This is a genomic window from Streptomyces sp. NPDC048417 (assembly GCF_040651615.1).
In the GTDB taxonomy this organism is placed as follows: domain Bacteria; phylum Actinomycetota; class Actinomycetes; order Streptomycetales; family Streptomycetaceae; genus Streptomyces.
Window position 1 is genome coordinate 106,903 of sequence record NZ_JBEZKI010000012.1, and the last position, 25,566, is coordinate 132,468.

A 25,566-nucleotide genomic window follows, 5' to 3' on the forward strand; every position below is an offset into this window, starting at 1 on the left:
GAGTGCGGTGAGCGTGCGGCGCCCCCGCCCCCGCCCCGCCGCCGTCGACGCGGTCACGGCGCCCCTGACCAGGCAGCTCACCGCGCCGACACCCGACCTGCGGCCGCCGTGGCCGGGCGGGCGGCAGGACCGGTCAGTAATGGAGAAGCGCTAGTGTTCCACCCCGGCTAGCGTGGCGGCCGTCAACGGAGGCCCCGCGCAGCGGATGGAGACGGGTTTTGAGCATGGCCAGAGAGACCGAGACGCAGGCGGCGCCGCACGTGGCGGACAGCCACGACCTGATCCGTGTGCACGGCGCGCGAGAGAACAACCTCAAGGACGTCAGCATCGAGATCCCGAAGCGACGGCTGACGGTCTTCACCGGAGTCTCCGGCTCGGGCAAGAGCTCGTTGGTGTTCGACACCATCGCCGCCGAGTCGCAGCGGCTGATCAACGAGACCTATCCCGCCTTCGTCCAGGGCTTCATGCCCAACCTGGCCCGCCCCGAGGTCGACGTCCTCGACGGACTGACCACCGCGATCATCGTCGACCAGCAGCGGATGGGCGGCGACCCCCGCTCCACCGTCGGCACCGCCACCGACGCCAACGCGCTGCTGCGCATCCTCTTCAGCCGTCTGGGCAAGCCGCACATCGGCTCGCCCAAGGCGTTCTCCTTCAACATCGCCTCCATCAGCGGGGCCGGCGCCGTCACCGTCGAACGCGGCGGACAGCAGGTCAAGGAGCGCCGCAGCTTCAGCATCACCGGCGGCATGTGCCCGCGCTGCGAGGGCCGCGGCGCCGTCACCGACCTCGACCTCGGCCAGCTCTACGACGACACCAAGTCCCTCAACGAGGGCGCGATCACCGTCCCCGGCTACAAGGGCGGCGGCTGGAACTCCCGCCTCTACGCCGAGTCCGGTTTCTTCGACCCTGACAAGCCGATCCGGAAGTTCACCAAGAAGGAACTGCACGACTTCCTGCACCGCGAGCCGACCCGGATGAAGATCGCCGGTATCAACATGACCTACGAAGGTCTGATCCCGCGCATCCAGAAGTCGATGCTCTCCAAGGACAAGGAGTCGATGCAGCCGCACATCCGCGAGTTCGTGGAGCAGGCGGTCACCTTCGCCACCTGTCCCGACTGCGACGGCACCCGCCTGAGCGAGGGCGCCCGCTCCTCTAAGATCGCCGGGATCAGCATCGCCGACGCCTGCGCGATGCAGATCAGCGACCTGGCCGCATGGGTCAAGGACCTCGACGAGCCGTCGGTGGCGCCGCTCCTCACGACGCTCCGCGACACCCTGGAGTCGTTCGTGGAGATCGGCCTCGGCTATCTCTCGCTGGACCGGCCGGCGGGCACCCTGTCCGGTGGCGAGGCGCAGCGCACCAAGATGATCCGCCACCTCGGCTCCTCGCTCACCGACGCCACCTACGTCTTCGACGAGCCCACCACCGGCCTGCACCCGCACGACATCCAGCGCATGAACGGCCTGCTGCTGCAACTGCGCGACAAGGGCAACACCGTCCTCGTCGTCGAGCACAAGCCCGAGGTCATCGCGATCGCCGACCACGTCGTCGACCTCGGCCCCGGCGCCGGCGCGGGCGGCGGCACCGTCTGCTTCGAGGGCACCGTCGAAGGCCTGCGCAAGGCCGGCACCATCACCGGCCGCCACATCGACGACCGGGCCACCCTGAAGGAGAGCGTCCGCAAGCCCACCGGGGCGCTGGAGATCCGCGGCGCGAGCACCCACAACCTCCAGGGCGTCGACGTCGACGTCCCGCTCGGGGTCCTGACCGTCGTCACCGGCGTCGCCGGCTCCGGCAAGAGCTCCCTCGTGCACGGCTCGATCCCGGCCGGCGCCGGGGTGATCTCCGTCGACCAGGGCGCCATCCGCGGCTCCCGGCGCAGCAACCCGGCGACGTACACCGGGCTTCTCGAACCGATCCGCAAGGCCTTCGCCAAGGAGAACGGCGTCAAGCCGGCCCTGTTCAGCCCCAACTCCGAGGGCGCCTGCCCCACCTGCAACGGCGCCGGCGTCATCTACACCGACCTGGCGATGATGGCCGGCGTCGCCACCACCTGCGAGGACTGCGACGGGAAGCGGTTCGAGCGATCGGTGCTCGACTACGAACTCCACGGCCGCGACATCAGCGAGGTGCTGACCCTGTCGGTGAACGAGGCCGTGCTGTTCTTCGCGGCGGACGAGGCGAACGTCCCGGCCGCCCAGCGGATCGCCCAGCGGCTCCAGGACGTCGGCCTCGGCTACCTCACCGTCGGCCAGCCGCTCACCACCCTGTCCGGCGGCGAACGCCAGCGCCTCAAGCTGGCCACGCACATGGCCGACAAGGGGGGCGTCTACGTCCTCGACGAGCCGACCGCGGGCCTGCACCTCGCCGACGTCGAGCAACTCCTCGGTCTGCTCGACCGGCTGGTCGACGCCGGCAAGTCCGTCATCGTCGTCGAGCACCACCAGGCGGTCATGGCCCACGCCGACTGGATCATCGACCTCGGCCCCGGCGCCGGCCATGACGGCGGCCGGATCGTCTTCGAGGGCACCCCCGCCGACCTCGTCGCCGCCCGCAAGACGCTCACCGCCGAGCACCTCGCGGAGTACGTCGGAGCCTGACGCACCCCCAGCCCGCCGCGGTGCGCGGGAACCCTCCAGCAGCGGTTCCCGCGCACCGCTCCGGGACACCGGAGAACGCTCGGCCGAGGTGCCGGAACACACACCCGCAAGAGGTTTGAACATTCAAACGTAAATGGTTACAGTGCGCGCATGACCACGACGCCACGCTGGCTGAATCCCGAGGAACGACGGGCGTGGGTCGCCTACGTCCAGTTCTCCACGCATCTGTCCGACCACCTGAACCGCCAGCTCCGGCGCGATGCGGGCATGACCCACGCCGACTACACCCTGCTCGTCCACCTGTCCTCGGTCAAGGACCACAGCCTGACCATGTCCGAGCTGGCCGAACGCCTGAAGATCACCCGAAGCCGGCTCACCCACGCCGTGACCCGCCTTCAGGAGGCCGGCTACGTCGACCGCCGCGAGGACCCCGGCAACCGCCGTAATCAGTTCGCCGTCCTCACCGAGGAGGGCATGCGCCTCCTGGAGCGCGCGGCCCCCGGCCATGTGGAGGCCGTCCGCCGAGCCGTCTTCGACGCCCTCACCCCCGAGCAGGTGACCCAGTTCGCCGCGATCGGCGAATCGATCAACACCGCGCTCCAGCGCATGGACGCCGACGGCGACGAGCGGGAGGCACTGCCCTGGCGCCGACGCTAGGAGACGGCGTCCACCGCGCCACGGGGTCCGCAGATGTGAGCCCCGGGGCCGCCGCGGACACGGACATCCGCGGCGGCCCCGGGGCTCATGTCCGGTCAGCCCTGGTCCTGGCCCTCCGGGGCGAGCAGGATCGCGGTGTGGGTGCGGTGCGCGACGGCATCGCTGACCCGCGGGTCGAACAGCGCCTGCGCGGCACTGCGGTGGTGCGGGCTCAGCACGATGAGATCGGCGTCGAACTCCTCGGCGGTCTCCGAGATGGCGGCGGCGACCTGGGTGGTGAGCCCCCTCAGAAGGGTTCCCTCGGCCTTGACGCCCTTGTCCCGGAGGGCGGCGAGCGCCTCGTCCAGAACGGCCTTGGCCTCGGTGTCCTCCTCCAGCGGGACGATCGCCGCGACGGAGGCGGCGGAAGCGATGACGTGTACGACGCGGACCTCGGCGTTCGCGAGCTGCGCCAGCTCGCCGGCCAGCCGTACGGCGGAGCGGCGGGCGGGGCTGGGATCGACGGCGACGAGGATGCGCTGGAACACGGACACGGTACTTCCCCTTTCGGGGTGCGGAAGGTCGACTCGGTGGTCTGGGACGCCGGGTGCCGGCGTGACGGCTCGGCGCGTCCGGCGCCGAGCGAGTTCTTCCGTCCCCATGGTGTGATCATCTCACCACTCGCCGGCGTGGCGGACAGCGGTCCATGTAACAGCCACTGAACTGCGGGAAGCCGACCGGTGCCGGGCGGCCCGCCGAACGCCATGGCCTGCCGTCGTCGCGGCCGCGCGCCTTGGAGGCTGCTCGCCTTCGCACCTCCGCCGTCGGTCAGGGCATCGTGAGGTCGATGGCACGGTCGAGGGCCTGGGGGTGGAGGACCCGGTGGATGCCTTCGAGGAGGTAGTAGTCGGCGTAGGGGAGGGAGACCTCGATGCCGTCCTCGGCCGGGCGGTTGCGTGTGCAGCGGGCGACGACTGCGTCCGCTCGAGCGGAGGCCCTGGTCAGACAGGTCCCTGCGAGCGCGGTCAGCAGTCGCAGGGCGACGTCGCGGTACTTCTCGCGGCCGGTCGCGGCGGCCAGGTCGAGGAGCCCGCAGGCCATGACGGCTCCGGCGGACGCGTCCTTGATGTCGTGGGGGTGCTGGGGGGCCAGGTAGTCCCAGACGGGGACGTGGTCGGGGGTGAGCACGCCGATGGCGTAGTCGGCCAGGCGCGTCGCCGTGGCGAGGAACCGGGCGTCGGCGGTGCGGCGGTAGAGGGTGGTGAATCCGTAGATCCCCCAGGCCTGTCCACGGGACCAGCAGGAGGTGGGGCTGTAGCCCTGGACGGTGTTGGGCCCGATGGGGGCGCCGGTGGCCGGGTCGAGGTCCCAGACGTGCGGGGTGGAACCGTCGGCCCGCGGGAAGAGGCGCTGGGTGGTCTCGGCGTGGGCGACGGCGATGTCGAGATAGGCGGTGTCGCCGGTCTGCTGCGTGGCGAAGGCGAGCAGGTCGAGGTTCATCATCGTGTCCATGATGATGCGCCCCGCGTTGGCGGGGTCGTCCAGCGCGCCCCAGGCCCGCAGGAACCGGCCGCGGGGGTTGTAGCGCCGGATGAGGGAGTCGGCCGCCTGGATGGCGCCGGTGCGCCACTGGTCGTCTCCGGTCAGGCGCCAGGCGGTGACCCAGGAGGGGGTGAAGAGGAAGCCGAGGTCGTGAGTGGTGGTGTCGTTGCGGCGGGGGGCGAGCTTGCGGGCGGAGTCGAGGGCGAGGGTGCGGAACCGGTCGTCGTCGGTGTGCAGCCAGCACATCCACAGGGTGCCGGGCCAGAATCCGCCGACCCAGTCGCCGTTCTGGGAGTAGGTCCACTTCTCGAACTTGGTCACGACGGGGAAGCCGTTGACGCCGGGTGCGATGGTGCGGACCTTCTCGACCGCGTAGTCGGCGGCGGCTCTGAGGGCGTGGGCGGTGGCGGCCGGCACGTGCCCGGCCTCGGCGTGCGCGGGCAGAGGTGCGCTGGCGTAGGCGGCCGCGGCGCCGCCTGCCGTGGCCAGCACGGCCCGCCGGGAGATGGACATGACTGCCTGCCTCTCCAACTGGACTGTGGTGCACAGAAGTTGAAGGAGTGTGGCATGTCCGCTCGGACCATGTACACCCATGTGCATGATGTTCGCGTATATGAATGCCCTCGGTCGGTCGTCGCGCGGGTCCGTGCTCAGAACGCTGCGGGCAGGGTGACATGGACGTACGTCTTGGTCTCCTGGAACTCGGCGAGGGAGAGCGGTCCGCGCAGCCGGCCGATGCCGCTGTGCTTGAAGCCGCCCTCGGGGAAGCCCTCGTCGTGCAGGAGCCAGGAGTTGGTCCAGACGGTGCCCGCCCGTATCGCGCGGCTGACCCGTCGGGCGCGGTCGCCGTCGCGGGTGAAGACGGCGGCCGCCAGGCCGTACTCGGTCGCGTTCGCCCGCTCCACGGCCTCGGCCTCGTCGTCGAAGACCTCGAAGGTGGCGACCGGGGCGAAGATCTCCGCGTGGATCAGGGCGGCGTCGGGGTCGGTGACCTCGATCAGGCTGGGACGGTAGAACGCGCCCGCGGCGAGCGGACCGTCGGTGACCGGGCCGCCCCGCACGATCGCCTTGGCGCCCTGCGCCAGGGACTCCTCGACGAGGTGGTCGACCCGCTGTACCGCGTTCTGGTCGATGAGCGGGCCCATCCGGGACCGTTCGTCGTCTCCGGGGCCGACGACGACCGATTCGAGGGCGGCGCCCAGGCGTTCGCGGACCTGGTCGGCGAGGGTGCGGTGGGCGAGGACGCGGCTGCCGGACGTGCAGAGCTGCCCGGCCCCCAGTGTGAGGGCCAGGGTGAGCAGGGGCAGTGCGTGGTCGAGGTCGGCGTCCTCGAAGAGGACCATCGGGGTCCTGCCGCTCAGCTCCATGGTCATCCGTTTCAGGGTGGCCGCGCCGGTGGCGACGACCAGCCGGCCGATCGCGGTGCTGCCGGCGTAGCTGACCGCGTCCACGTCGGGTGAGGCGGCCAGGTGCGGAGTGCCGCTGTTGCCCGACTCGGTGAACATGTTGACCACCCCGGCCGGAAGCGAGGGCACTTGGGAGATGATTCGTGCCATCAGTGCGTTGGTCAGGGCCGTCTGGCCCGGCAGCTTCACCGCGACGGTGTTGCCCGCGGCCAGGGCCGGGCCCAGCGCACGCAGGAACAGGGCGACCGGCGAGTTCCACGGCACGATGATCGCCACGACCCCGAGCGGCTCGGGCAGGCTGCTGAACCAGGTGTGCGAGTCGGTCTGTGCGAACGTCCCGGTGTCGGTGGTCAGGTTGGCGATCGTGTAGGTCAGCGCGCCGGTGGCGGACCCGGCCTCCAGGCGGGCCTCGCGCAGCAGCTTGCCGTTCTCCGCGGTGAGGAGCTGGGCCAGTTCCCCGGCGTGCGCCTCGAAAGCGGCCACCATCTCGGTCAGGGCCCTGCGGCGCAGGTTCCGGTCCGTCGGCCAGGTGGTCGAGGCGAAGGCGCGGCGGGCCGCAGCCACCGCCGCCTCCGCCTCCGCGCGTCCGCCGTCCGCGTACTCTCCCACGACCGCGCCGTTCGCCGGGTTGTGCGACGTGGAGACGGTGGCCGAGCCCCGCCACTGCCCGCCGATCCAGTGCCGGGCGGTCTCGTCGTTGTCGTACATCGCCTCGATACCTCCATGGCAACGGGCGCCGCACCGGGTCGTGCGACGCTCAGGCGAGAGACTAGAAGGCGCATATTTGCTTTGTAAAGCAACTCTGGTGGGCGATCGCACGGCAGGGTGGAAGTCCGCGCCGACGGAACACGGACCGCAGTGGGAATCCACTGCGTGGGCGCGAGGAGCCTGTTGCCGGGCACATCGACAGCCGGCCGTGCGGGCGATCATCCTGGACACGGCGATCGGCGACCGGCCGGAGCCGGGACGGCAGGCAGGACTGAGGTGCGAAGGTGACGGACGAACCCGCCGAGGGTCTCGCCAAGCTCGTGGCGGGTCTCCTGGAGCGAGTCGGTGAACTCGGTGACGCCATGGCCGAGCGCATCCGGTCCGAGGCCAGCGACCACGGTGGCAACTGCGTCCCGCTGGAGGAACTGCGCGAGTCCTGCCGGGTCGAGTTGCGCAACGTGCTGCGCGCGCTCGCCGGCCAGGCGCCGCTCGACCCCTCGCTCGGCACCGACACCGGGCGCAGGCGCGCCCGGCAGAACGTGCCGGAAACCACCCTGATAGCCAGCTACCGGTCGGGTATCAGGTTCGTCTGGGAGCTGCTCATCGCGGAGGCGACCGCCACCGGCCTGGTCGACCACGAAGGTCTCGTCACGGCGGTGTCCTCGATCTGGGCCGTCTAGGACGCGCTGATCGAGTCGACGATCGCCGGTCACCGCGAGGCCACCACCGAACTGCTCCGCAACGCGGAGCAGGAGCGTTCCGCGCTGCTCGAAGCCCTGTTGACCAATCGGAGCCTCGACGCCGGCACGCTCCTGGCGGCTATCGGCGTCCTGCGCATGCCGCGGTACGGGAGGTTCGCGGTCGTGGCGGCGGAGGTGCCGTCGTTCGGGCGCCACCCCCTCGTGCGGACGGAGCAGGCCCTGCGCGCAAGCGGCATCCACTCGGTGTGGCATCTGCGCCCGGACACCCAAGTCGGCATCGTCCAGCTCGCCACGGCCCGGCAGTACGGCCAACTCGTCGAGGTACTGGAGGGCGAGGCGGTCAGCAGGACCGGCGTCAGTCCCGCCTACGAGGACCTGTACGACACCGGGACGAGCCTGTGGTACGCGAAGATCGCCATGCAGGGCGGGCGCGCGGGCGGCTGCGCGGTCACCGTGTTCGACGACAGTCTGGTGGCGGTCGCCGCGGCGGCCGCGCCCGAGATCACCCAGCGGCTGGCGCGCAACGTCTTCGGCCCGCTCGACACGCTCCCGCCGGCCGAACGGGACGTGCTGCTCGACACCTTGGAGACCTGGCTGGCCTGCGGGGGCTCGACCGAGGAGACGGCCAGGCGCATGTACTGCCATCCGAACACCGTGCGCCAGCGCTTCCGCCGGATCACCGAGTACACCGGCCGTTCGACCTCCGAACCGCACGGGATCACGGAGCTGTGCATCGCCCTCTACGCGCTCCGGCAGAACCCGCGACAGGCGACAAAGACCCCCTAGCCACCGCGGCCCGCGCGGACGCGGGCGCTGGGCAGGGCATTCACATCCCGCGAAACACCCAGGAAAGGCATGTCCGTCATGGCAGAGATGTTCTACGACGACGATGCGGATCTGTCCGTCATCCAGGGCCGGAAGGTCGCGGTGATCGGGTACGGCAGCCAGGGGCACGCGCACGCCCTGTCGCTGCGCGACTTTGGTGCGGACGTCCGTGTCGGGCTGCGGGAGGGCTCCTCCTCACGTGCGCGGGCCGAGGAGCGGGGCCTGCGGGTGCTCACTCCGGAGCGGGCCGCCGCCGAGGCCGACGTCGTGATGATGCTCGTATCCGACCCGGTCCAGTCCGAGGTCTACGCCACGGCGGTGGAACCCCGGCTCCGGCCCGGCGACGCCCTGTTCTTCGCCCACGGGTTCAACGTCAGCTAGACCGCGGAGTGGGGCGACTACACCACCGGACCGCGCATCGTCACCGACGAGGTCAAGGCCGAGATGCGGGAGATCCTCGCCGAGATCCAGGACGGGTCCTTCGCGGCCGCGTGGATGACCGAGTACCGGGCCGGACTGCCCCGCTACCACGAGTACAAGAAGGCCGACGGCGAACATCTGCTGGAGACCACGGGCCGCGAGCTGCGCAAGCTGATGAGCTGGGTCGACCAGAGCCGCTGACCCGGCCGCCCGGCTTTCCGGCCCGGCGAAACCCTGTCCGTCCCGGCTCCCCGCGGAGCGATCGCGCGCGTTTGTGGAAAAGGAAGACACCAGACCGCCATGTCCGACCGTCCCCCCACCTGGAACGTCAAACGCTGGACCCTCGCCGTGGTCTGCACGGCGACGTTCATGCTCCTCCTCGACCTCACCGTGGTCTTCGTGGCTTTCAGCAGCATCCAGGCGGACTTCCACTCCGACCTGGGCTCCCTGCAGTGGGTCGTCGACGCCTACACGGTTCCGCTCGCCGGACTCCTGCTCACCGCTTGGCACCCTGGGCGACCGCATAGGCCGGCGCCGGGTCTTCCTGGCCGGGATGACACTGTTCACCGCGGGCTCGCTCGGCTGCGCGCTGGCCTGGTCGTCCCTCTCGCTCGACCTCACGCGCGCCGGGCAAGGGGCCGGTGGCGCCCTGCTCTTCGGGGTGGCGCTGCCGCTGCTCGGCGAGGCGTTCCCGCAGGCACGGGAGCGGGCCGGTGCGATCGGCGCGTTCGGCGCCACGATGGCCGCCGCCACCGCGGTGGGCCCCCTCGTCGGCGGTTACCTCGTCCAGGGCCCGGGCTGGCGCTGGATCTTCCTGATCAACGTGCCGATCGGGCTGGCGACCCTGGCCGCGGGCCGGATGCGGCTACGGGAGTCCCGCGGTGCCGCCACCCGCGCCACCGACGTCCCGGGGGCCGTGCTTCTCACCGCGGGCCTGTTCGCGCTGATGCTGGCGGTCATCCGCGGCAATGACGAGGGCTGGGCGTCCGCGCCGATCCTCACGCTGTTCGCGGCGGCGGCGATCCTGCTGGCGGCCCTGTTCGTGCGGGAGTCGCGTGCGGGCGAGCCCATGCTCGACCTGGGCCTGTTCGCCCAGCCGTCGTTCCTGGGTGTCGCGGTGGCCGTGTTCGCGATGATGGCCACGCTCGTCGCGGCCATGAACTACGCGGCCCTGTACGTCGCGAACACCTTGGGCTACGGGCCGTCGGCCACGGGCCTGCGCTTCCTGCCGCTCACGATCGCCTCCTTCGTGGCGGCGCCGGTCACGGCGGCACTGGCCGACCGCGTCCCGCCGCGCCTGACCGTCGGCGGGAGTCTCCTGCTGACGGCGGCCGGCCTGGAACTGACCGCCCGCCTCGACGCCGACTCACGAGGGACCGCGCTGGTCGCCGGGTTCGTCGTCGCCGGAATCGGGCTGGGCGCGGGGAGCGCCGCGACCTCCAACGCGGCCCTCTCCCTGGCCGAGCCCTCCCGCGCCGGCATGGCGACCGGCATGGTGAACACCATGCGCCAGATCGGCCTGGCCACCGGCGTGGCCGTGCTCGGTTCGGTCTTCCAACGGCGGGTCACCGACGCGACCAGCGGTCAACTGGCCTCGGTGCCCCTGCCGCACGACACGATCGCCGCGCTCTCCGCGGCGGTCGGTTCCGGCGCGGGCGCCCAGGCCGCGGCCGGCGTCCCCCGCCCGCTGCGGCGAACCGTCGTCGAGGCGGCCCGGGCGGCCACCGCCTCCGGCCTCGACGACATCCTGCGCATCGCAGCGATCGCCGCGGCCGTCTGCGCGGTGGTCGCGCTGGTGACGATCCGGCGGGAGACGCCGACCGCAAAGACCACGGTCCAGGCGGCGCCGGCCCCGGCCGACGGACTGGACACGGCCGGCGAGACCGCCGAAAAGCCCTGACCGTGCCGACGATAAGCTGTGGCACCAGGACCTCGCGGTCTCCGCGATGCCGCAGCCGACGCCCGGAGTCGGCACGGCCGTCGACGGCCGTGCCGGCCGGGACTCAGAAGGCGAGGACGCCTCGCAGGTTCAGGCCCTTGTGCATGTCCTCGTAACCGCGATTGATGTCATCGAGTGTGTAGGTGCGGGTGACCAGGCCGTCGAGCGGCAGTCGTCCGGCCCGGTAGAGAGCGTAGATCCGCTCGATGTCGGCGAGCGGGCGCGTCAGCCCCATCACCACGCCGACCAGGTTCTTCGCCGACATGGCGAACTCGACCAGCGGCAGACTCACCGTGTCCTCGGTGACCGGGGCGACGGACGTGACGACGACGTTGCCGCCCTTGCTCACCAGGCGGCTCACGGGCCCGATCATGGAGCCGTACAGCACACCCACCGTGATGATCGCGGCATCGGCCATCCGGTTGCGAGTCAGTTCCGAGACGATGCCCTGAGCCTCCTCGACGCTCTCCGCGGTGTGGGTGGCACCGAACTTCAGTGCCTGCTCCCGCTTGAACGCGACCGGGTCCACCGCCACGATGTGTGCGGCGCCCGAGACAGCGGCGCCCATCACCGCGCTCATCCCGACCCCACCGGTGCCGACGACGACCACGGTGTCGCCGTCCCGGATGCCGGCGGCGCGGACCGCCGAGCCGTATCCGGTGATGACCCCGCAGCTGGTCACCGCCGCGACCTGCGCGGGGATGTCGCGCTCGTAGCGCTGGACGCGGATCTCCTGCACCAGGGTGTATTCGGAGAAGGTGCCGAGCTGGCCGTACGCCCCGATCTCACGGCCGTCGGAGGTGGTGAACGCGAACGTGCCGTCCGCGCGGGCGCCGGTCATGACGTCGAGGTTCCTGTCGCACAGGTGCGTGCGTCCGTCCGCGCAGTAGCGGCACGCGCCGCACGTCGGCAGTGGCAGCAGCATCACCGGGTCGCCGACGGCGACCCGGTCGACGCCCGCGCCGACGGCGACGACGACGCCCGCGCCCTCATGCCCCCCGACCACCGGCAGATTGGCGGGGAAGTCGCCGGTCACGTTGTGATCGTCGCTGTGGCACAGCCCGGCGTACTCCAGTTTCACGAGGACCTCGCCCGCTCGGGGATCGGGGAGGGTGCAGTCGACTATCTCCCAGGGGCGGCCGACTTCCCAGCACACGGCGGCTCGGGTACGCGTAGACACTTTGGCCTCTCCTTCGAGGTGACGTGGGTGAAGCGAGGACGGCCGCGGGGGCGTGTCGCCCCGGCTAGAGCCGGATGAAGACCGACTTCAGCTCGGTGAAGTTGTCGAGTGACTTCTCGCCCAGCTCGCGGCCGATGCCGGACTGCTTGAAGCCGCCGAAGGGGAAGGTGAGATCCAGTTCCGAGTAGGTGTTCACCCAGACCACGCCGGCCCGCAGCCTGCGGGCCACGCTGTGCGCGGTGGACACGCTGGACGTGGCGACCGCGGCGGCCAGCCCGTAGTCGGTGTCGTTCGCGATGCGCACGGCCTCGTCCACGTCCCGGAAGGTCAGGAGTGCGGCGACCGGGCCGAAGATCTCCTCCCGGGCCAGGCGCATGCTGTTGTCGACACCGGTGAAGACCGTCGGCTGCACGAAGTAGCCGGGAGCGTCGTACTCCCCGCCGCCGATCGCGACCTCGGCGCCCTGCTCGCGGCCGATGGCGACATAGGAGTTGACCCGGTCGAACTGCTGGGCGGAGACGACGGGGCCCAGCACCGTGTCCTCCGCGAGCGGATCGCCGACCCGGAACTGCGCGAGGGCCTTGGCCAGTTCCTCGGAGAATTCGTCGTGCACGGCCTCGTGGACGAGGATGCGGGTGCCCGCGACGCAGACCTGCCCGGTGAGCATGGCGAATCCGCCGGCGGCGGCGCGGGCCGCCGCCGGGATGTCCGCGTCGGGCATGATGATGTGCGGCGACTTGCCGCCCAGCTCCAGCGTGACTCGCTTGAGGTTGCCCTGCGAGGCCTGCAGGATCGCCTTTCCGGTGGCCGTCGAGCCGGTGAACGACACCTTGTCGACGCCCGGGTGGGCGGCGATCGCGGCGCCGGCGGTGTGACCGAAGCCGGTGACGACGTTGAGGACCCCGCGGGGCAGACCCGTCTCCGTGATGATCTCCGCGAGCCGCAGTGCGGTGAGCGGCGTCTGCTCGGCCGGCTTGAGGACGACCGTGTTGCCGCACGCGAGCGCGGGGGCTATCTTCCAGGCCGCCATCGTGATCGGACCGTTCCACGGGATGATTCCCGCGCAGACGCCGACGGGTTCCCGCACGGTGTAGCAGTGCACGGAGGCGTCGACCGGGTTGACCGTGCCGGTCATCTTCGTCGGCCAGCCGGCGTAGTAGCGGAAGGTCTTCGCCGCGTCGGCGACCATGCCGCGGGTCAACGTGATCGGGATTCCGCCGTCGAGCGACTCAAGGGTGGCCAGCTCTTCGGCATGGGCGTCGATCGCGTCGGCGACGCGCAGCAGGACCATGGTCCGGTCGTGCGGGTTCATGTCCGGCCAGGAGCGGTCCTCGAAGGCCCGGCGGGCGGCGGTGACGGCCCGGTCGACGTCGGACGCTCCGCCCGAGGCCACGGAGACCAGGGCCGTTCCGGTCGCCGGATTGATCGTCTCGAACGTCTCACCCGACTGTGCGCCGGTCCAGTCACCGTCGATCAGCATCGGCCTGGCGCCGGGTCCGGCGATGAATTCGGGAACCGGTGCGGCGGCGATGTCGATGCGCATGGTCACGGGTTGACTCCTTACGTGTCGAGCAGGCGTCGGCTGAGGCACGGGACCACGTACAGAAAGAGAAAAATGTGTGCAGTTTTACACGCCCGAAACGCTAGATCGCTCTTCGCCGATCCGTCAAGGATCGCGCGGGAGTTCTGTTCTCCCCGGAGATCATCCTTGCCGGAACGTGGCGCCGACCTTGAGATCTGCGTAGCGTGGGGGTGAGCCGCACGATCGCGTGAGGACTTCCCCCGGATGGTGTGGTCACGTCATTCTGCATGCATAACTGCCCCTGCCGATGGTCGTTCGGCTCTGTCGGCGGGTGCGGGAGCGGCCGCGCGGCACGGGCGGGGCCGCCAGGCGGGCCGCTGGTCCGCCGCATGCGCCAGTCGCGCCCGGCGTGCCGGTGCCGCCTACCTTTCGGAGCTCGTGATGACCTTGTCGATAGACCCGCAGCGGTGCCAGGGGCACGGTCGCTGCGCTCTGATCAGTTCCGCCCTGTTCGACGTCAGTGACGAGGGGCTGGGTGTCGTCCTGCTGCCCGAGCCCGGCCCCGAACACGCCGCCGACGTCGCCGCGGCGGTCGACAACTGCCCCGAGATGGCGATCCGTGCGGCGGCCGGCCCGGCCGACTGACGTCTTTTGCCTCACTACTTGCGGAGGTACTACCCCGTGTGTAGTTTCCGGATGATTGGCGCGTCGCCCCGGCCGCGCGCCGAGGGTTTCCTTCCCTTCCGCCGTCCGCGCCTGGACGGCGCCCTGGGCCGCCTCGACGGAGGTCGACATGACCAGCCTGGACAATGAGAAGATTCCGGTCGATGAACTCGCCGCGCACTTCGACCTTTTCGATCCGGTGCACAGCGAGCGCCTGTGGGAGGTCCTGTCCTACGCGCGCTCGTCCTGCCCTGTGGTCAAGACGGATGCCGACGACGGCTACCACATCGTCACGCGGTACGACGACGTGCGGGCCGTACTCGAGGACGCGGCCACCTACAGCTCGGTGCAGGCCGGGCTGCGCGGTGTGCCGATCCCGCAGCCGCCGCTGACGGAGGACCCGCCGAACCATCTCGAGTACCGCAGGGCGCTCAACCCGTATCTGTCCCGGTCGTTCCTCGCCCGCTACGAGGACGACATCCGCCAGCACGCCCGTGAACTGCTCGACGAACTCGTTCCCAAAGGGCGCTTCGAGTTCATGACCGAGTTCGCGGTCCCGTTCACCTCGGGCAACCTGGCGAAGGTCATCCTCGACGACGACAACAAGGAGCGCCTCGCCAGGGCCATCCGCCTGGCCACGGAGATCAGCAGCGAGGGCAGGCACGAGGCCTTCTTCGAACTCGCCGCGCTGGCCGAGGAACTGCTGCACGAGCGGGCCGAGTCCGGCAGCGAGCGCGACGACGTGCTGTCCGCGATCATCCGCGCCACGGTCCAGGGCCGGCCGCTCACCATGGAGGAACGGGTCGGTGCCACCACGATCCTGTTCACCGGTGGCCTCGACACCACCAAGGCCGCCCTCGGGAACATCGTCAAGCATCTCGCCGACGACCCGGCACTGGAGAGCCGCCTGAGGAATCCCGACTGGGTCAAGGGCGACCTCGACGAGTTCCTGCGCCTCGAGTCGCCCATCACCTTCATGGCCAGGACCGTGACCCGGGACACCGAGGTCGGGGGCTGTCCCCTGCACGCCGGCGACCGGGTGGCCATCCACTACGCCTCGGCGAACCGCGACGAGACCCGCTTCGAGGACCCGGCCGAGCTGCGCTTCGACCGGGGGCGCAATCCGCACGCCGCGTTCGGTCTCGGGCCGCACCGCTGTATCGGACTGCACTTCGCCCGTCTGCAGATCGAGATCGGCTTCCAGGAGTTGTTCAAGCGCGTCACCAGTATCCGCGTGCCCGCCGGCGAGCAGGTCAAGTCGGCCACCGGCATCGTGCTGACCCACGAGTACCTGCCGATCGAGTTCGACCCGGCCGAGTAGACCGGCCGCGCTGCCGGGAACGCCCACGGGGCGGCCCGGCGGCGCCCAGGATCTCCGCACGCGGGCGCGCGGGGGAGGGCCGGCCCGCCGCTGGGTGCGGCCCGCACGGCCAGGCGGGAAGGCCTGTGCCGTGCGGGCCCTTTCACGTCTCCAGGGCCGCACCGCCCCTACCCTGCGACCCTCCGGTTCCCCGGCCCTCGTACGTCCGCCCCCTCACGTCACGGTCCTCGCCCGGCGCGGCGCGGTCGCTCTCCGCGCGCCGCGCCGGCGCCCGCCCTGTCGCGCAGTCGGTCGGTCCGCGCCGCCGGCTGGACGCCTTCCGCTCACCGTGCTGCCGTCGGTGCGTCGGTGCGTCGGTGCGTCGGTGCGTCGGTGCGGCGCGCGGACGGCGGCGGCGCCCTGCTGTTGCCGCGCTTTTCCGAGTCGTTGACACTCCTGAGGCCCGGTGCTAGCTTCCCCTCCACCTACCTACTCCAGTAGTGATTATCGGCTGATCGAAGCTGATTCCCGTCTGCGCAGCCACGCCGCAGACGCCTCCTGGTGAAGCACAGGCAGACGCTGCCCGTGCGGACCGGAAGTGCCACGCACGGACCGACAGCCCTTCCTCCGGGGTGGACCCGCGCCGTCGCAGTGGAGAAACCATTCCGCGCAGTTCTCCCTCTGGACGTCAGCGAAAGGTGCTCAACGATGAGCCTTTACCGCAACTCCTTCGCAGGCCTGGCCGTCGCGGCCACGCTCGCGGCCTCACTCTCGGCCTGTGGTTCCGGCGCAGACACGGCAGCCGGCAAGTCCGGGTCCGACACCGTCACGATCGGGGTACTGACCCCACTGAACGGCCCGGCCGCCTCCTCGTTCGGCCAGAAGACCGTGGACGCGGCCAAGGCGCGGATCGAACTCGCCAACGCCACGCACGAGATCCCCGGCGTCACGCTCAAGGTCGTGAGCGAGGACGAAGGCGTCAGCCCGCAGACGTCACTGGCGGCGCTGCAGCGCCTGTCGGAGCAGGACCACGCGGATGTCGTGCTCGCGGCGGGCGCCTTCTTCTTCGGTTCGTACCGCTACGCGGTGCAGAAGAACATCCCGGTGGTCGGGGACTGCATCGACGGCCCGGAGTGCGGCGACCCCAGGAACACGAACATCTTCGCCGCGTTCGGCAGTTCGGACAACAACTTCCCCAACTACACGGGAATCCCCGAGTTCTTCAAGCAGCAGGGCGGCACGAAGTACTGCGGAATCGGCTACAACTCCCCCTCCACGGTGTCCAACGGCAAGGCGATGGCCGGATCGGTGAAGGCCTCCGGCATGCCGGTGCCCTACACCAACTTCTCCTTCGACCCCGGCCAGGCCAACTTCAGCTCGATCGCCTTGTCGATCAAGAACGCGGGCTGTGACGTGGTCGGCACCCAGATGCAGGTCGGGGACAGCCTGTCGCTGTTCACCGCGCTGAAGAACGCCGGCGTCACGCTGAAGGCCTCATTCGTGCAGGGCGGCTACGGCCAGGAACTGTTCGACTCCGCCGAGTCCGTCACCGCGGCACAGGGCATCGACATGGCCGCCGGCTACACCCCCGCCTCGCTGAAGACCCCCGGCGTCACCCGCATGATGAACGCGCTGAAGACATACGCGAAGTGGACCAAGCCCTACCCGTCGGCCAGCCACGAGTGGGGCTGGTTCACCGCGGATACCGCGGTCACGGGCCTCAAGGCCGCCGCCGCGGCGAAGGACACCTCGGCCAAGGGGTTCATCACCGCCCTGCGGAAGGTGACCAGCGACGACCACGGCGGCCTGACCTGCCCGGTCAACTACTCCACCTTCGCCGACACGCAGCAGCAGTTCCCCGGCAACTGCACCTACATGGTCAAGGTCAAGGGCAAGGAGTTCGTGTCCCTCACGGGCAGGGACGAGATCCGGATCAAGGCGATTCCCGGCACCAAGAACGGCTGACGAGCGACCGCTCATCGGGCCCCGGTGAGCGGATCGCGTCCCCGAGACATCCCGAAGGGCGGAGACAATGGGCGTGTTGGAAGGCAAGGTCGCCTGCATCACCGGGGCGGCCCGCGGCCAGGGCAGGAGCCACGCGGTCGCTCTCGCACGCGAGGGCGCGCACATCATCGCCCTGGACGCGTGCACCACGATCGGCAGCGTGCCGTATCCGCTGCCCACCAAGGACGACCTGCGGCAGACCGCCGAGGAGGTCGAGGCCGTCGGCGGAACCGTCGTCACCGCAGTCGCCGACGTACGCGACGAGGCCGCGCTGCGCCGCGCGGTCGACGGCGCGGTCGCCCGGTTCGGCAGGCTCGACATCGTCTGCGCCAACGCCGGCATCAGCACGCCGTCGCCGACGCTCACGATGGACGAGCAGACCTGGCAGGACACCATCGACATCAACCTCACCGGTGTCTGGAAGACCTGCCGCGCGACGATCCCGCACATCAGCGCCGGGGGCCGGGGCGGGTCGGTGATCATCACCAGCTCCGCGGCCACCGAGATCATCTCGGGCAACATCGCCCACTACACCGCGTCCAAGTACGGACTGGTCGGGCTGATGAAGGTCCTGGCCAAGGAACTCGCCCCGCAGGCCATCCGCGTCAACACCATCCACCCGACCGGGGTGGAGACACCGATGATCCTCAACGAGCCGATGTACCGGCTCTTCCGGCCCGATCTGACCGACCCGACCCGCGAGGACTTCGAGGCGTCCGCGCGCACCCACAACGCCATGGGGATCTTCGCGCTGAGTCCCCAGGACGTCTCGGCGGCCGTGCTCTACCTCGCCGCCGACAGCGGGCGCTACATCACCGGCAGCACCTTCACGCTCGACGCAGGCGGAGCACTGGGATGACCACACCACTCAAGGACCTCGTCCAGGTCGAGGACGTCGACTTCTACACCGACCGCCAGTTCGAGGTGTACGCCCGGATGCGCGAGGAGGCGCCGGCGTTCCACTACGAACCCCTCGACGTGCACCTGCTGACCCGGATGGACGACGTACGGCACGTCTCCACCCACCCGGAACTGTTCTCCAACACCGGGGGCCTGACGCTCAACCAGCTGCGCATGGCCCGGGACGGCGCGCTGGCCGCGTTCGAGCGGTTCAACGAGCCGGACGGCGAACTGGTGATCACCAAGGACCCGCCCCGGCAGAAGCAGCTGCGCGGGCTGATGGCGCCGACGCTCGCGCCGCGCTACCTCGACGGTTTCCAGGAGGCGCTCGACACGTTCTGCCGACAACTGGTGGACGAGGTCGTGCCCGGAGCGTCGTTCGACTTCGTCGAGCGGATCGCGGCCCGGCTGCCCCTGTACGTGGCCGCGGCGATCCTCGGCGTCACCGACGTCGACATCCCGCGCATGGTGACGTGGGTGGCGGCGCTGGAGGACCTGACCAGGGTCGAGAGCGTCGCCGACCTGGAGGGACCGGGCCAACGCTTCGACGAGCTCAAGGACTTCCTGCGGGCCCGGATCGCCGCCAAGCGCGAGAACCCCGGCACCGACATGATCTCGATGTTCTTCAGGTCGCGGCTGGACGGCGGCGATGTGCCGGACGCGGTGGTCCTCGCGCACGTCTCCACCCTCATGTCGAACGGCGGCACCACCCGCCTGCTGCTCTCCTCCATGGCCGGGCACCTCGCCGACCACCCGGAGGAGACCAAGGCGATGCGGGCGGACCCCGCCCTGCTGGACGCCGCGATGGAGGAGGTCCTGCGGCTGTCCCCGCCCGCCCGCGGGTTCGTCCGTACCCTGACCGCCGACACCACCGTCGCCGACAAGGAACTGAAGGCCGGCGACCGCGTGTACATGCTCTATCCGGCGGCCAACCGGGACCCCGCCCACTTCACCGAGCCCGACCGGTTCGACCCCGCCCGCGAGCGCGCCAACCACGCCTCCTTCGGGTTCGGCACCCACTTCTGCCTCGGCTCGGGCCTGGCCCGGATGGAGGTACGGGCGTTCTTCCGCCACCTCCTCGACCGGTTCGGCGAGGTGCGCCGCACCGGCCCGGCCACCCGCTACCCGCACGTGCAACTGAACGGCCCGGCCACCTTGCCGGTCTCGCTTCACCACTGACGGTATCCGTCGGCAGCCGCCGCAGCATTCGGCACAGGAGCAATCAATGTTGGGCTACGTATTCGCCGGTCTGGTGCTCGGAGGGATCTACGCGATCTCGGCTGCCAGCATCGTCGTCACCTACGTCTCCGCGGGCGTGCTGAACTTCGCCTTCGGCTCGATCGCCTTCTTCATCGCCCGGTTCTACTACTTCCTCAACGTCCAGCAGGGCTGGCCGGTCGCACCGGCCGCCGTCGTGGCCATCTGCGTGGTCGGTCCGCTGCTCGGCGTGGCGTTCCACTTCCTGCTGTTCCGGTTCCTCACCCAGGCCGGCTCGCTGACCAAGGTCGCCTCGACCATCGGCCTGTCGGTGGCCATCACGGCCGCCTCCGAACTCGTCTTCGGGAACAAGGCGATCCTCACCTCGCCCGGCCTCGCCCCGAAGCCGGTGCAGGTCTACCACTTCGCCGGCGCCACGGTCACCCTCGACCAGATCATCGCGTACGCCTGCATCGTCGTCGTGCTCGCCGTCGGCACCTACGTGCTGCGCCGCACCGGGGTGGGCCTGATGGTGCGGTCGACCGTCGACTCCGAGGCCCTGACCTCACTGTCCGGCATCAGCCCGGCACGGGTGGCCGTCGGCGTGTGGACGGCGAGCACGTTCCTCGCGGGGCTGGCCGGCGTGCTGGCCGCACCGATCCTCAACGTCAGCTCCGTCGACAACTACACGCTGCTCACCGCCTCGGCCTTCGCCGCGGTCGTCGCCGCGAGACTGCGCAGCCTGCCGCTCGCCGTCGGCGTCGGCGTCCTCATGGGGATCGTCGGCTCCCTGCTCCAGTGGCTGCTGCCCGCCTCCAGCAAGTGGACCGCCGACATCATCTCCAGCATCCCCTTCGCCATGGTGCTCGTCTTTCTGCTGGTCTACTCCTGGCGGGGCTCGGTCGGCCGGGAACGCACGGGCGGCAGCCTGGACCGCGCCACCGCCACGGCACCGGGGACCGCCGCCGCCCCGGGAGCAGCCGGGACGACCCGCCGCGGCGGCCCGCTCGCCGTGCGCGCGGCCACCGGCCTGGCCGGGCTCATCCCGCGGAACCTGTTCCTGGCCGTCGCGGCCGTCCTGCCCCTGCTCCTGACCGGCTACCGCGTCGGACTGGTCGCCGAGGCCCTCGCCATGGGCATCGTCTTCCTCTCCTACACACTGCTCACCGGCGAGGCCGGCCTGATCTCGCTCTGCCAGATCAGCTTCGCCGGAGTCGGCGCGCTGGCCACCGGCCAGGCGGCGACCGTCTTCCACCTCCCCGTCCTGCTGGGTGTGCTGATCGGCGGTCTGCTGGCCGGCGTGGGCGGCCTCGTCGTGGGCGCCCTGACGGTCCGTATGGGCAACCTCTACGTCGCCCTGGTCACCCTCACTGTGGGCCTGTTCCTGTCGTCCGTGGTCTTCACCGCCGACCGGTTCGTCCAGTTCGGCGTCGGCGTCACGGTCGACCGGCCGGGGTTCGCCTCGGACGACCGGGCCTTCTCCTACTTCATGCTCGCCATGTTCGTCGTGGCCGCTCTGATCATCGCCGCTGTCCGCCGCTCGACGACCGGTCTGGCGCTCGGCGCACTGCGCTCCTCGGAGACGGGCGCACGCGCCACGGGCGTGAGCGTCCTGCGGATGAAGACCGCCGTCTTCATGGTGGCCGCCATGCTGGCAGGCTTCGGCGGCGGCTTCCTCGCCATCTACAACGGGTCGGCGCTGCCGAGCTCCTACAGCACCATCGCCGGCCTCGTGTGGTTCGCGGTCCTGGTCACCAACGGCACCCGCACGAACAACGCCGCGCTCGCCTCCGGCCTGTTCTTCGTCTTCCTGCCGGACATCTTCAACTCCTATCTGCCGGTCCGTCTCGGCCCGGTGCCCGACCTGCTGTTCGGCGTCGGCGCCGTGCTGCTGGCCCGCAACCCCGAGGGCGTCATCACGCTCAACGGCCGCCAGCTGCGAAGCGCCGGCCGCGCACTGCTGCGCAGGCTGCGCCCGCAGACACGGCAGGACGACACGGCGCGGCCGGCCACCCCGGCGGCCCGGCCCGCCCACCCCACCGCGGAGCCGGCCCCCGCACCCGTGCCCATCGCCGTGGCGGACCCGACACGGACCGTGCTCTCGGCGCGGGGCGTGTCGGTCCGCTTCGGTGGCCTCAAAGCCCTTCAGAACGTGGACATCGACGTGCCCGCCGGCACGGTCGTGGGCCTGCTGGGCCCCAACGGCGCGGGCAAGTCGACCCTGCTCGGCGTGTTGTCGGGCAACGTCCACGCACAGGAGGGCACCGTCCTGCTCGCCGGGGAAGAGGTGTCCGGCATGACTCCGCAGGGCCGGGTCCGCCACGGCCTGGCCCGCACCTTCCAGCACCCCGAACTCTCCGGTGACCTCACCGTGCGCGACCACCTCCTGCTCGCCCACCGCCTGGACGAGAAGCCCTCGCGGTCCTGGAGCGATCCGTTCACCGGCCGCCACCTGCGCACCGAACCCGGCGAGCTGACCGCCGTCGAACAGATCCTCGGCCTGCTCGGCCTCGCCGACGCGGCGGACCTTCCGGTGGCCGGACTGCCGCTGGGCATGTGCCGCCTCGTGGAGATCGGCCGGGCCCTGGCCACCGGCCCCCAGGCCGTCCTGCTCGACGAGCCCTTCTCGGGGCTCAACGCGGGCGAGTCGCGGGTCCTGGCCGAGGCCCTCGCCCGGATCGTCGCCACGCGCGGCATATCGATGCTGCTCGTCGAGCACGACGTGGAGATCGTGTTCGGCCTCTCCAGCCGGGTCTACGTCCTCGACTTCGGGCAGCTGATCGCCCAGGGCACGCCCGCCGAGATCCGTGCGGACGAGACCGTCCGCTCGGCCTACCTCGGCGAGGTTGAAGCCGCGCCGGAACCCGGCCCGCGGGCGGAGGCGACCGGCGGGAAGCCCGTGGCGGGCGTCGCACGGGCCCGGACGACGTCGAGCAGCGAGCCCATCCTGCGGATCGAGGACCTCGCCGTCGACTACGGCAACGCCACAGCCGTCCGCGGAGTGTCCCTGTCGGTGCCGGGAAACGCGGTGACGGCCCTGCTCGGGGCCAACGGCGCCGGCAAGAGCACGCTCGCCCGCGCGGTGTGCGGACTGGTGCCCGCGCGATCCGGCCGGATCATCTTCGACGGCATCGACATCACGGGCCTGCCCGCCCACCGCGTCCGGCGGCTCGGCCTGGCCCATCTGCCCGAGGGACGAGGGGTGTTCCCCGCGCTGACGGTGGCGGAGAACCTGCGCATCGCCGTGCAGACGGCGCCCAAGGTTGAACGGGCGCAGGCGACGGACCGGGCGATGGAACTGTTCCCGATCCTCGCCGATCGGCGCACCCAGCTCGCCGGTACCTTGTCGGGCGGTCAGCAGCAGATGCTGTCGCTGGCCCGTATCCTCGCCCATCTGCCGCGCCTGGTCATCGCCGACGAGATCTCGCTGGGACTCGCCCCCCTCGTCGTGGACGAGGTGTTCGAGGGCCTGCAGCGGGCCATCGACATGGGTGTCTCGCTCATCGTCATCGAGCAGTTCGTCCACCGCGCGCTACAGATCGCCGACGAGTGCCACATCCTCCGCAGGGGCCGACTCGTGTGGAGCGGCGCCGCGGCCGACGCGCGCGGAGACGTCTTCGACCACTATCTCGGCAACACCGGCCAGGACAGGGAGCCGGTGGCGGAGACCGCCTGACAAGGACATCCTCGCCGGCGGTCAGGAGGCCGGGAACAACAGAAGGCCGGAAGCCGGGACGACGGCGGGACGACGGAGGGCACACGGCAGCGACCGCCCACCGTCGTCATGGGCCGCGGCGACCAGGGTGCCAACCCAGCCGCCGGTCCGGCCGACGGGACCGCCTTGACCGGTCCGGCCGACGGTGGCGCCCTGGCCGGTCCGGCCGACGGTGGCGCGCTGGCCGGTCCGGCCGAAGTGGAGATGATGCCGGCGCCTCCGGCCCGACCGGCAGACGGGGAGCGACGTCTCCCGCCGGCAGCCTCCCCTGCGCAGCTCGCAGCTCGCAGCTCGCAGCTCGCAGCTCGCGGCGCACAGCAAACCGATGCCCTCGACCGCCAGGCGGTCGAGGGCATCGGCGCAGGAGGCACGGCACGGGAGCCCGCACCGCACCCAATGGCGGTCTGTCACCGGATAGGGCGGCGCCGACCGCCCGTCCGCGGATCGGCGGTCAGTCCACGATGCTGATGGCCCCCGCCGGACAGCCGCGGACGGACCCTTCGACCCTCGCGCGGCGCTCGTCGGGCACCTCGTGAACGGCGACGGTCGCGCAGCCGTCGTCGTCCATCGCGAAGACAGCCGGGTTGTCGAGGACGCACAGCCCATGGCCCTCGCAGGCACCACGGTCGATTCGTGCGGTGAAGGGCACAGCATCCTCCCTAATGTATGCAAAAATGTTTTCACGCGTTACGGTAGGCGGCAGGCCGGGACACGTCAACAACCCAGCCGTCGGTCGAGGTGAGGGAGGTCGTCGTGGCGCACCAGGTGGTTGTCGTGGGCTCGTCAGTGGCGGGTATCCGCACGGCGCAGGCCCTGTCGGCCGAGGGGGACGCCGATGTCGCCGTCACCGTCATCGGCGAGGAGGCGGAGTGGCCGTACGACCGCCCGCCGCTGTCCAAGCAGGTACTCGCCGGGGCATGGGACCGTGAACGCATCGCCCTGCTCGGCGAGTCGGACGCGACGGCGGCCGGGATCGAGCTGCGGCTCGGCGTGGCGGCGGCGGCCCTGGACAGGACCGCGCGCAGGGTGAAGCTGGCCGACGGCAACGTCGTCGGCTACGACACGCTCGTGATCGCGACCGGCCTCGCCGCCCGCCCTTCGCCCTGGCGGCCGGAGTCGGGCGTGCATCTGCTGCGCACGCTCGCGGACAGCGCGAACCTGAAGCAGCGCCTCGTGCCGGGCTCCTCCGTCGTCGTGATCGGCGGCGGGTTCATCGGGGCGGAGGCGGCCGCGGCCGCACGGACCGCCGGATGCGAGGTGACCGTGGTGGACCCCGTGGCGGTCCCGATGGCCAGGGTCGCCGGACCCGTGCTCGGCGAACTCCTGTCGCAGGTGCACGCGCGACATGGGGTGGACACCCGCTTCGGGGTCGGGGTCCGCTCGGTGACAGGCGTGGCCGGCGATCTCACCGTGACCCTGGACGACGGTACGCGGCTGCGGGCCGCGACGGTGGTCGTCGGCATCGGCGCGACACCCAACGTCGGATGGCTCGCGGACAGCGGCCTGACCATCGACAACGGTGTGGTCTGTGACGAGTACCTGGCGGCGGTCGGCGCACCCGGCGTGTACGCGGTCGGAGACGTGGCCCGTTGGCCGCATCCGGCGCTCGGCACCCTGGTGCGCTCCGAGCACTGGACGAACGCCACCGACCAGGCCCGCTGCGCCGCGCGCAACATCACTCATCCCGGTGCCCGGGTGCCGTACCAGCCCAGCGACTACGTCTGGTCCGACCAGTACGACTGGAAGCTGCAGCTCATCGGACGGCCTCTGGACGGCGGCCGGGAGGCCCTGGTCGGAGACCTGGAGGGGCAGCGGCCCCAGGCCGCCCTCCTGCATGCCGACGCCGCGGGGAGGCTGTGCGCCGCGGCGGTGGTCAACTGGCCGAAGGCGCTGCTCCAGTGTCGCCGAATGATCGCCGAGGGCGCGAGCCTGGACCAGGCGCGGGAGCGGCTGGCGGTGCCGCCCCGGACCTGAGGCACTTCCGGCCCCGGGGCGCGGGACCTGTGTCCGTGCGACGCGGTCAGTGTCCTGGATCGCCCTTCTTGCATACAGAAACGAGTCCAGTGCGCTCTCGCGTAGCAGGCCCCGGCTGCACGTCGTACGGGCTGCGCCTGGGGTGCTCGATGGGGAAATCCCTCTCTGGCCAGCGAAGACTCGGCTCTTGCTCGTGCCTCTCTGTACCTCGCCGCGTCACTCGCGTCGCGTCGATCGGTCGGCCGCGGCCCTTCCCGTCATCTGGAATGTCGCCTAAAATGAATGCAGATTTGCCGAAGGTTGCAAGCCTCCGGCATGCCGCTGGGGG

At 70.9% G+C, this 25,566-nt stretch carries 18 protein-coding genes and 1 pseudogene; 13 read left to right on the forward strand and 6 right to left on the reverse strand.

Annotated features, from left to right (window positions below; translation table 11 throughout):
• Positions 1-224 precede the first annotated feature (224 nt).
• Positions 225-2,606: an excinuclease ABC subunit UvrA gene (locus AB0D59_RS20100; protein WP_362566811.1), complete on the forward strand. Its 2,382-nt coding sequence runs from the start codon at positions 225-227 to the stop codon at positions 2,604-2,606.
• Between the two features lie 150 nt (positions 2,607-2,756).
• A complete protein-coding gene (locus AB0D59_RS20105) occupies positions 2,757-3,263 on the forward strand; it encodes a MarR family transcriptional regulator (RefSeq protein ID WP_362566814.1) in 507 nt (168 codons plus the stop codon).
• A 95-nt stretch (positions 3,264-3,358) separates the two neighbouring features.
• Here AB0D59_RS20105 and AB0D59_RS20110 read toward each other — a convergent pair whose 3' ends face one another.
• The 3 genes from AB0D59_RS20110 to AB0D59_RS20120 all read right to left on the reverse strand — a co-directional run bounded on the left by AB0D59_RS20110 (position 3,359) and on the right by AB0D59_RS20120 (position 6,898).
• A complete protein-coding gene (locus tag AB0D59_RS20110; RefSeq protein WP_362566817.1) occupies positions 3,359-3,796 on the reverse strand; it encodes a universal stress protein in 438 nt (145 codons plus the stop codon).
• Positions 3,797-4,070: 274 nt separating this feature from the next.
• Positions 4,071-5,297: a glycoside hydrolase family 88 protein gene (locus AB0D59_RS20115; protein ID WP_362566820.1), complete on the reverse strand. Its 1,227-nt coding sequence runs from the start codon at positions 5,295-5,297 to the stop codon at positions 4,071-4,073.
• Between the two features lie 137 nt (positions 5,298-5,434).
• Positions 5,435-6,898 (reverse strand): aldehyde dehydrogenase family protein, encoded by a 1,464-nt coding sequence (locus AB0D59_RS20120; RefSeq protein ID WP_362566823.1) that lies wholly within the window; start codon positions 6,896-6,898, stop codon positions 5,435-5,437.
• A gap of 284 nt (positions 6,899-7,182) precedes the next feature.
• On the opposite strand from AB0D59_RS20120, the gene AB0D59_RS20125 reads away from it, so the two are divergent.
• The 4 genes and pseudogenes from AB0D59_RS20125 (at position 7,183) to AB0D59_RS20140 (ending at position 10,744) form a co-directional block, all read left to right on the forward strand.
• The gene (locus AB0D59_RS20125; protein ID WP_362566826.1) at positions 7,183-7,578 is read left to right on the forward strand and encodes a hypothetical protein; all 396 of its coding nucleotides are present in this window, start codon (positions 7,183-7,185) and stop codon (positions 7,576-7,578) included.
• A gap of 99 nt (positions 7,579-7,677) precedes the next feature.
• A complete protein-coding gene (locus AB0D59_RS20130; protein ID WP_362566829.1) occupies positions 7,678-8,385 on the forward strand; it encodes a helix-turn-helix domain-containing protein in 708 nt (235 codons plus the stop codon).
• Between the two features lie 69 nt (positions 8,386-8,454).
• Positions 8,455-9,045: pseudogene (locus tag AB0D59_RS20135) on the forward strand (NAD(P)-dependent oxidoreductase).
• 352 nt (positions 9,046-9,397) lie between these two features.
• A complete protein-coding gene (locus AB0D59_RS20140; protein ID WP_362566832.1) occupies positions 9,398-10,744 on the forward strand; it encodes an MFS transporter in 1,347 nt (448 codons plus the stop codon).
• A gap of 103 nt (positions 10,745-10,847) precedes the next feature.
• Here AB0D59_RS20140 and AB0D59_RS20145 read toward each other — a convergent pair whose 3' ends face one another.
• Both AB0D59_RS20145 and AB0D59_RS20150 read right to left on the reverse strand, forming a co-directional pair.
• The gene (locus tag AB0D59_RS20145; RefSeq protein WP_362566834.1) at positions 10,848-11,963 is read right to left on the reverse strand and encodes an NDMA-dependent alcohol dehydrogenase; all 1,116 of its coding nucleotides are present in this window, start codon (positions 11,961-11,963) and stop codon (positions 10,848-10,850) included.
• Positions 11,964-12,027: 64 nt separating this feature from the next.
• Positions 12,028-13,506, reverse strand: a complete 1,479-nt coding sequence (locus tag AB0D59_RS20150; protein WP_362567213.1) for an aldehyde dehydrogenase family protein — start codon at positions 13,504-13,506, stop codon at positions 12,028-12,030.
• A gap of 420 nt (positions 13,507-13,926) precedes the next feature.
• Here AB0D59_RS20150 and AB0D59_RS20155 point away from each other — a divergent pair, with 420 nt between their 5' ends.
• From AB0D59_RS20155 to AB0D59_RS20180, 6 genes are all read left to right on the forward strand, one after another.
• Positions 13,927-14,130: a ferredoxin gene (locus AB0D59_RS20155; RefSeq protein WP_362566837.1), complete on the forward strand. Its 204-nt coding sequence runs from the start codon at positions 13,927-13,929 to the stop codon at positions 14,128-14,130.
• Positions 14,131-14,278: 148 nt separating this feature from the next.
• Positions 14,279-15,469, forward strand: a complete 1,191-nt coding sequence (locus tag AB0D59_RS20160) for a cytochrome P450 (protein WP_362566839.1) — start codon at positions 14,279-14,281, stop codon at positions 15,467-15,469.
• Positions 15,470-16,156: 687 nt separating this feature from the next.
• Entirely contained in the window at positions 16,157-17,413 is a 1,257-nt protein-coding gene (locus AB0D59_RS20165; RefSeq protein WP_362566842.1) for an ABC transporter substrate-binding protein, read from the forward strand.
• 67 nt (positions 17,414-17,480) lie between these two features.
• A complete protein-coding gene (locus AB0D59_RS20170) occupies positions 17,481-18,311 on the forward strand; it encodes a mycofactocin-coupled SDR family oxidoreductase (RefSeq protein ID WP_362566845.1) in 831 nt (276 codons plus the stop codon).
• Positions 18,308-19,531: a cytochrome P450 gene (locus tag AB0D59_RS20175; RefSeq protein WP_362566848.1), complete on the forward strand. Its 1,224-nt coding sequence runs from the start codon at positions 18,308-18,310 to the stop codon at positions 19,529-19,531. Before AB0D59_RS20170 ends, AB0D59_RS20175 begins: the two co-directional genes overlap by 4 nt.
• 46 nt (positions 19,532-19,577) lie before the next feature.
• A complete protein-coding gene (locus tag AB0D59_RS20180; RefSeq protein ID WP_362566851.1) occupies positions 19,578-23,225 on the forward strand; it encodes an ATP-binding cassette domain-containing protein in 3,648 nt (1,215 codons plus the stop codon).
• Between the two features lie 490 nt (positions 23,226-23,715).
• Here AB0D59_RS20180 and AB0D59_RS20185 read toward each other — a convergent pair whose 3' ends face one another.
• Entirely contained in the window at positions 23,716-23,913 is a 198-nt protein-coding gene (locus AB0D59_RS20185; RefSeq protein WP_362566854.1) for a ferredoxin, read from the reverse strand.
• Between the two features lie 104 nt (positions 23,914-24,017).
• On the opposite strand from AB0D59_RS20185, the gene AB0D59_RS20190 reads away from it, so the two are divergent.
• On the forward strand, positions 24,018-25,238 hold the full coding sequence (locus tag AB0D59_RS20190; RefSeq protein ID WP_362566856.1) for an FAD-dependent oxidoreductase: 1,221 nt from the start codon (positions 24,018-24,020) through the stop codon (positions 25,236-25,238).
• Positions 25,239-25,566 lie beyond the last annotated feature (328 nt).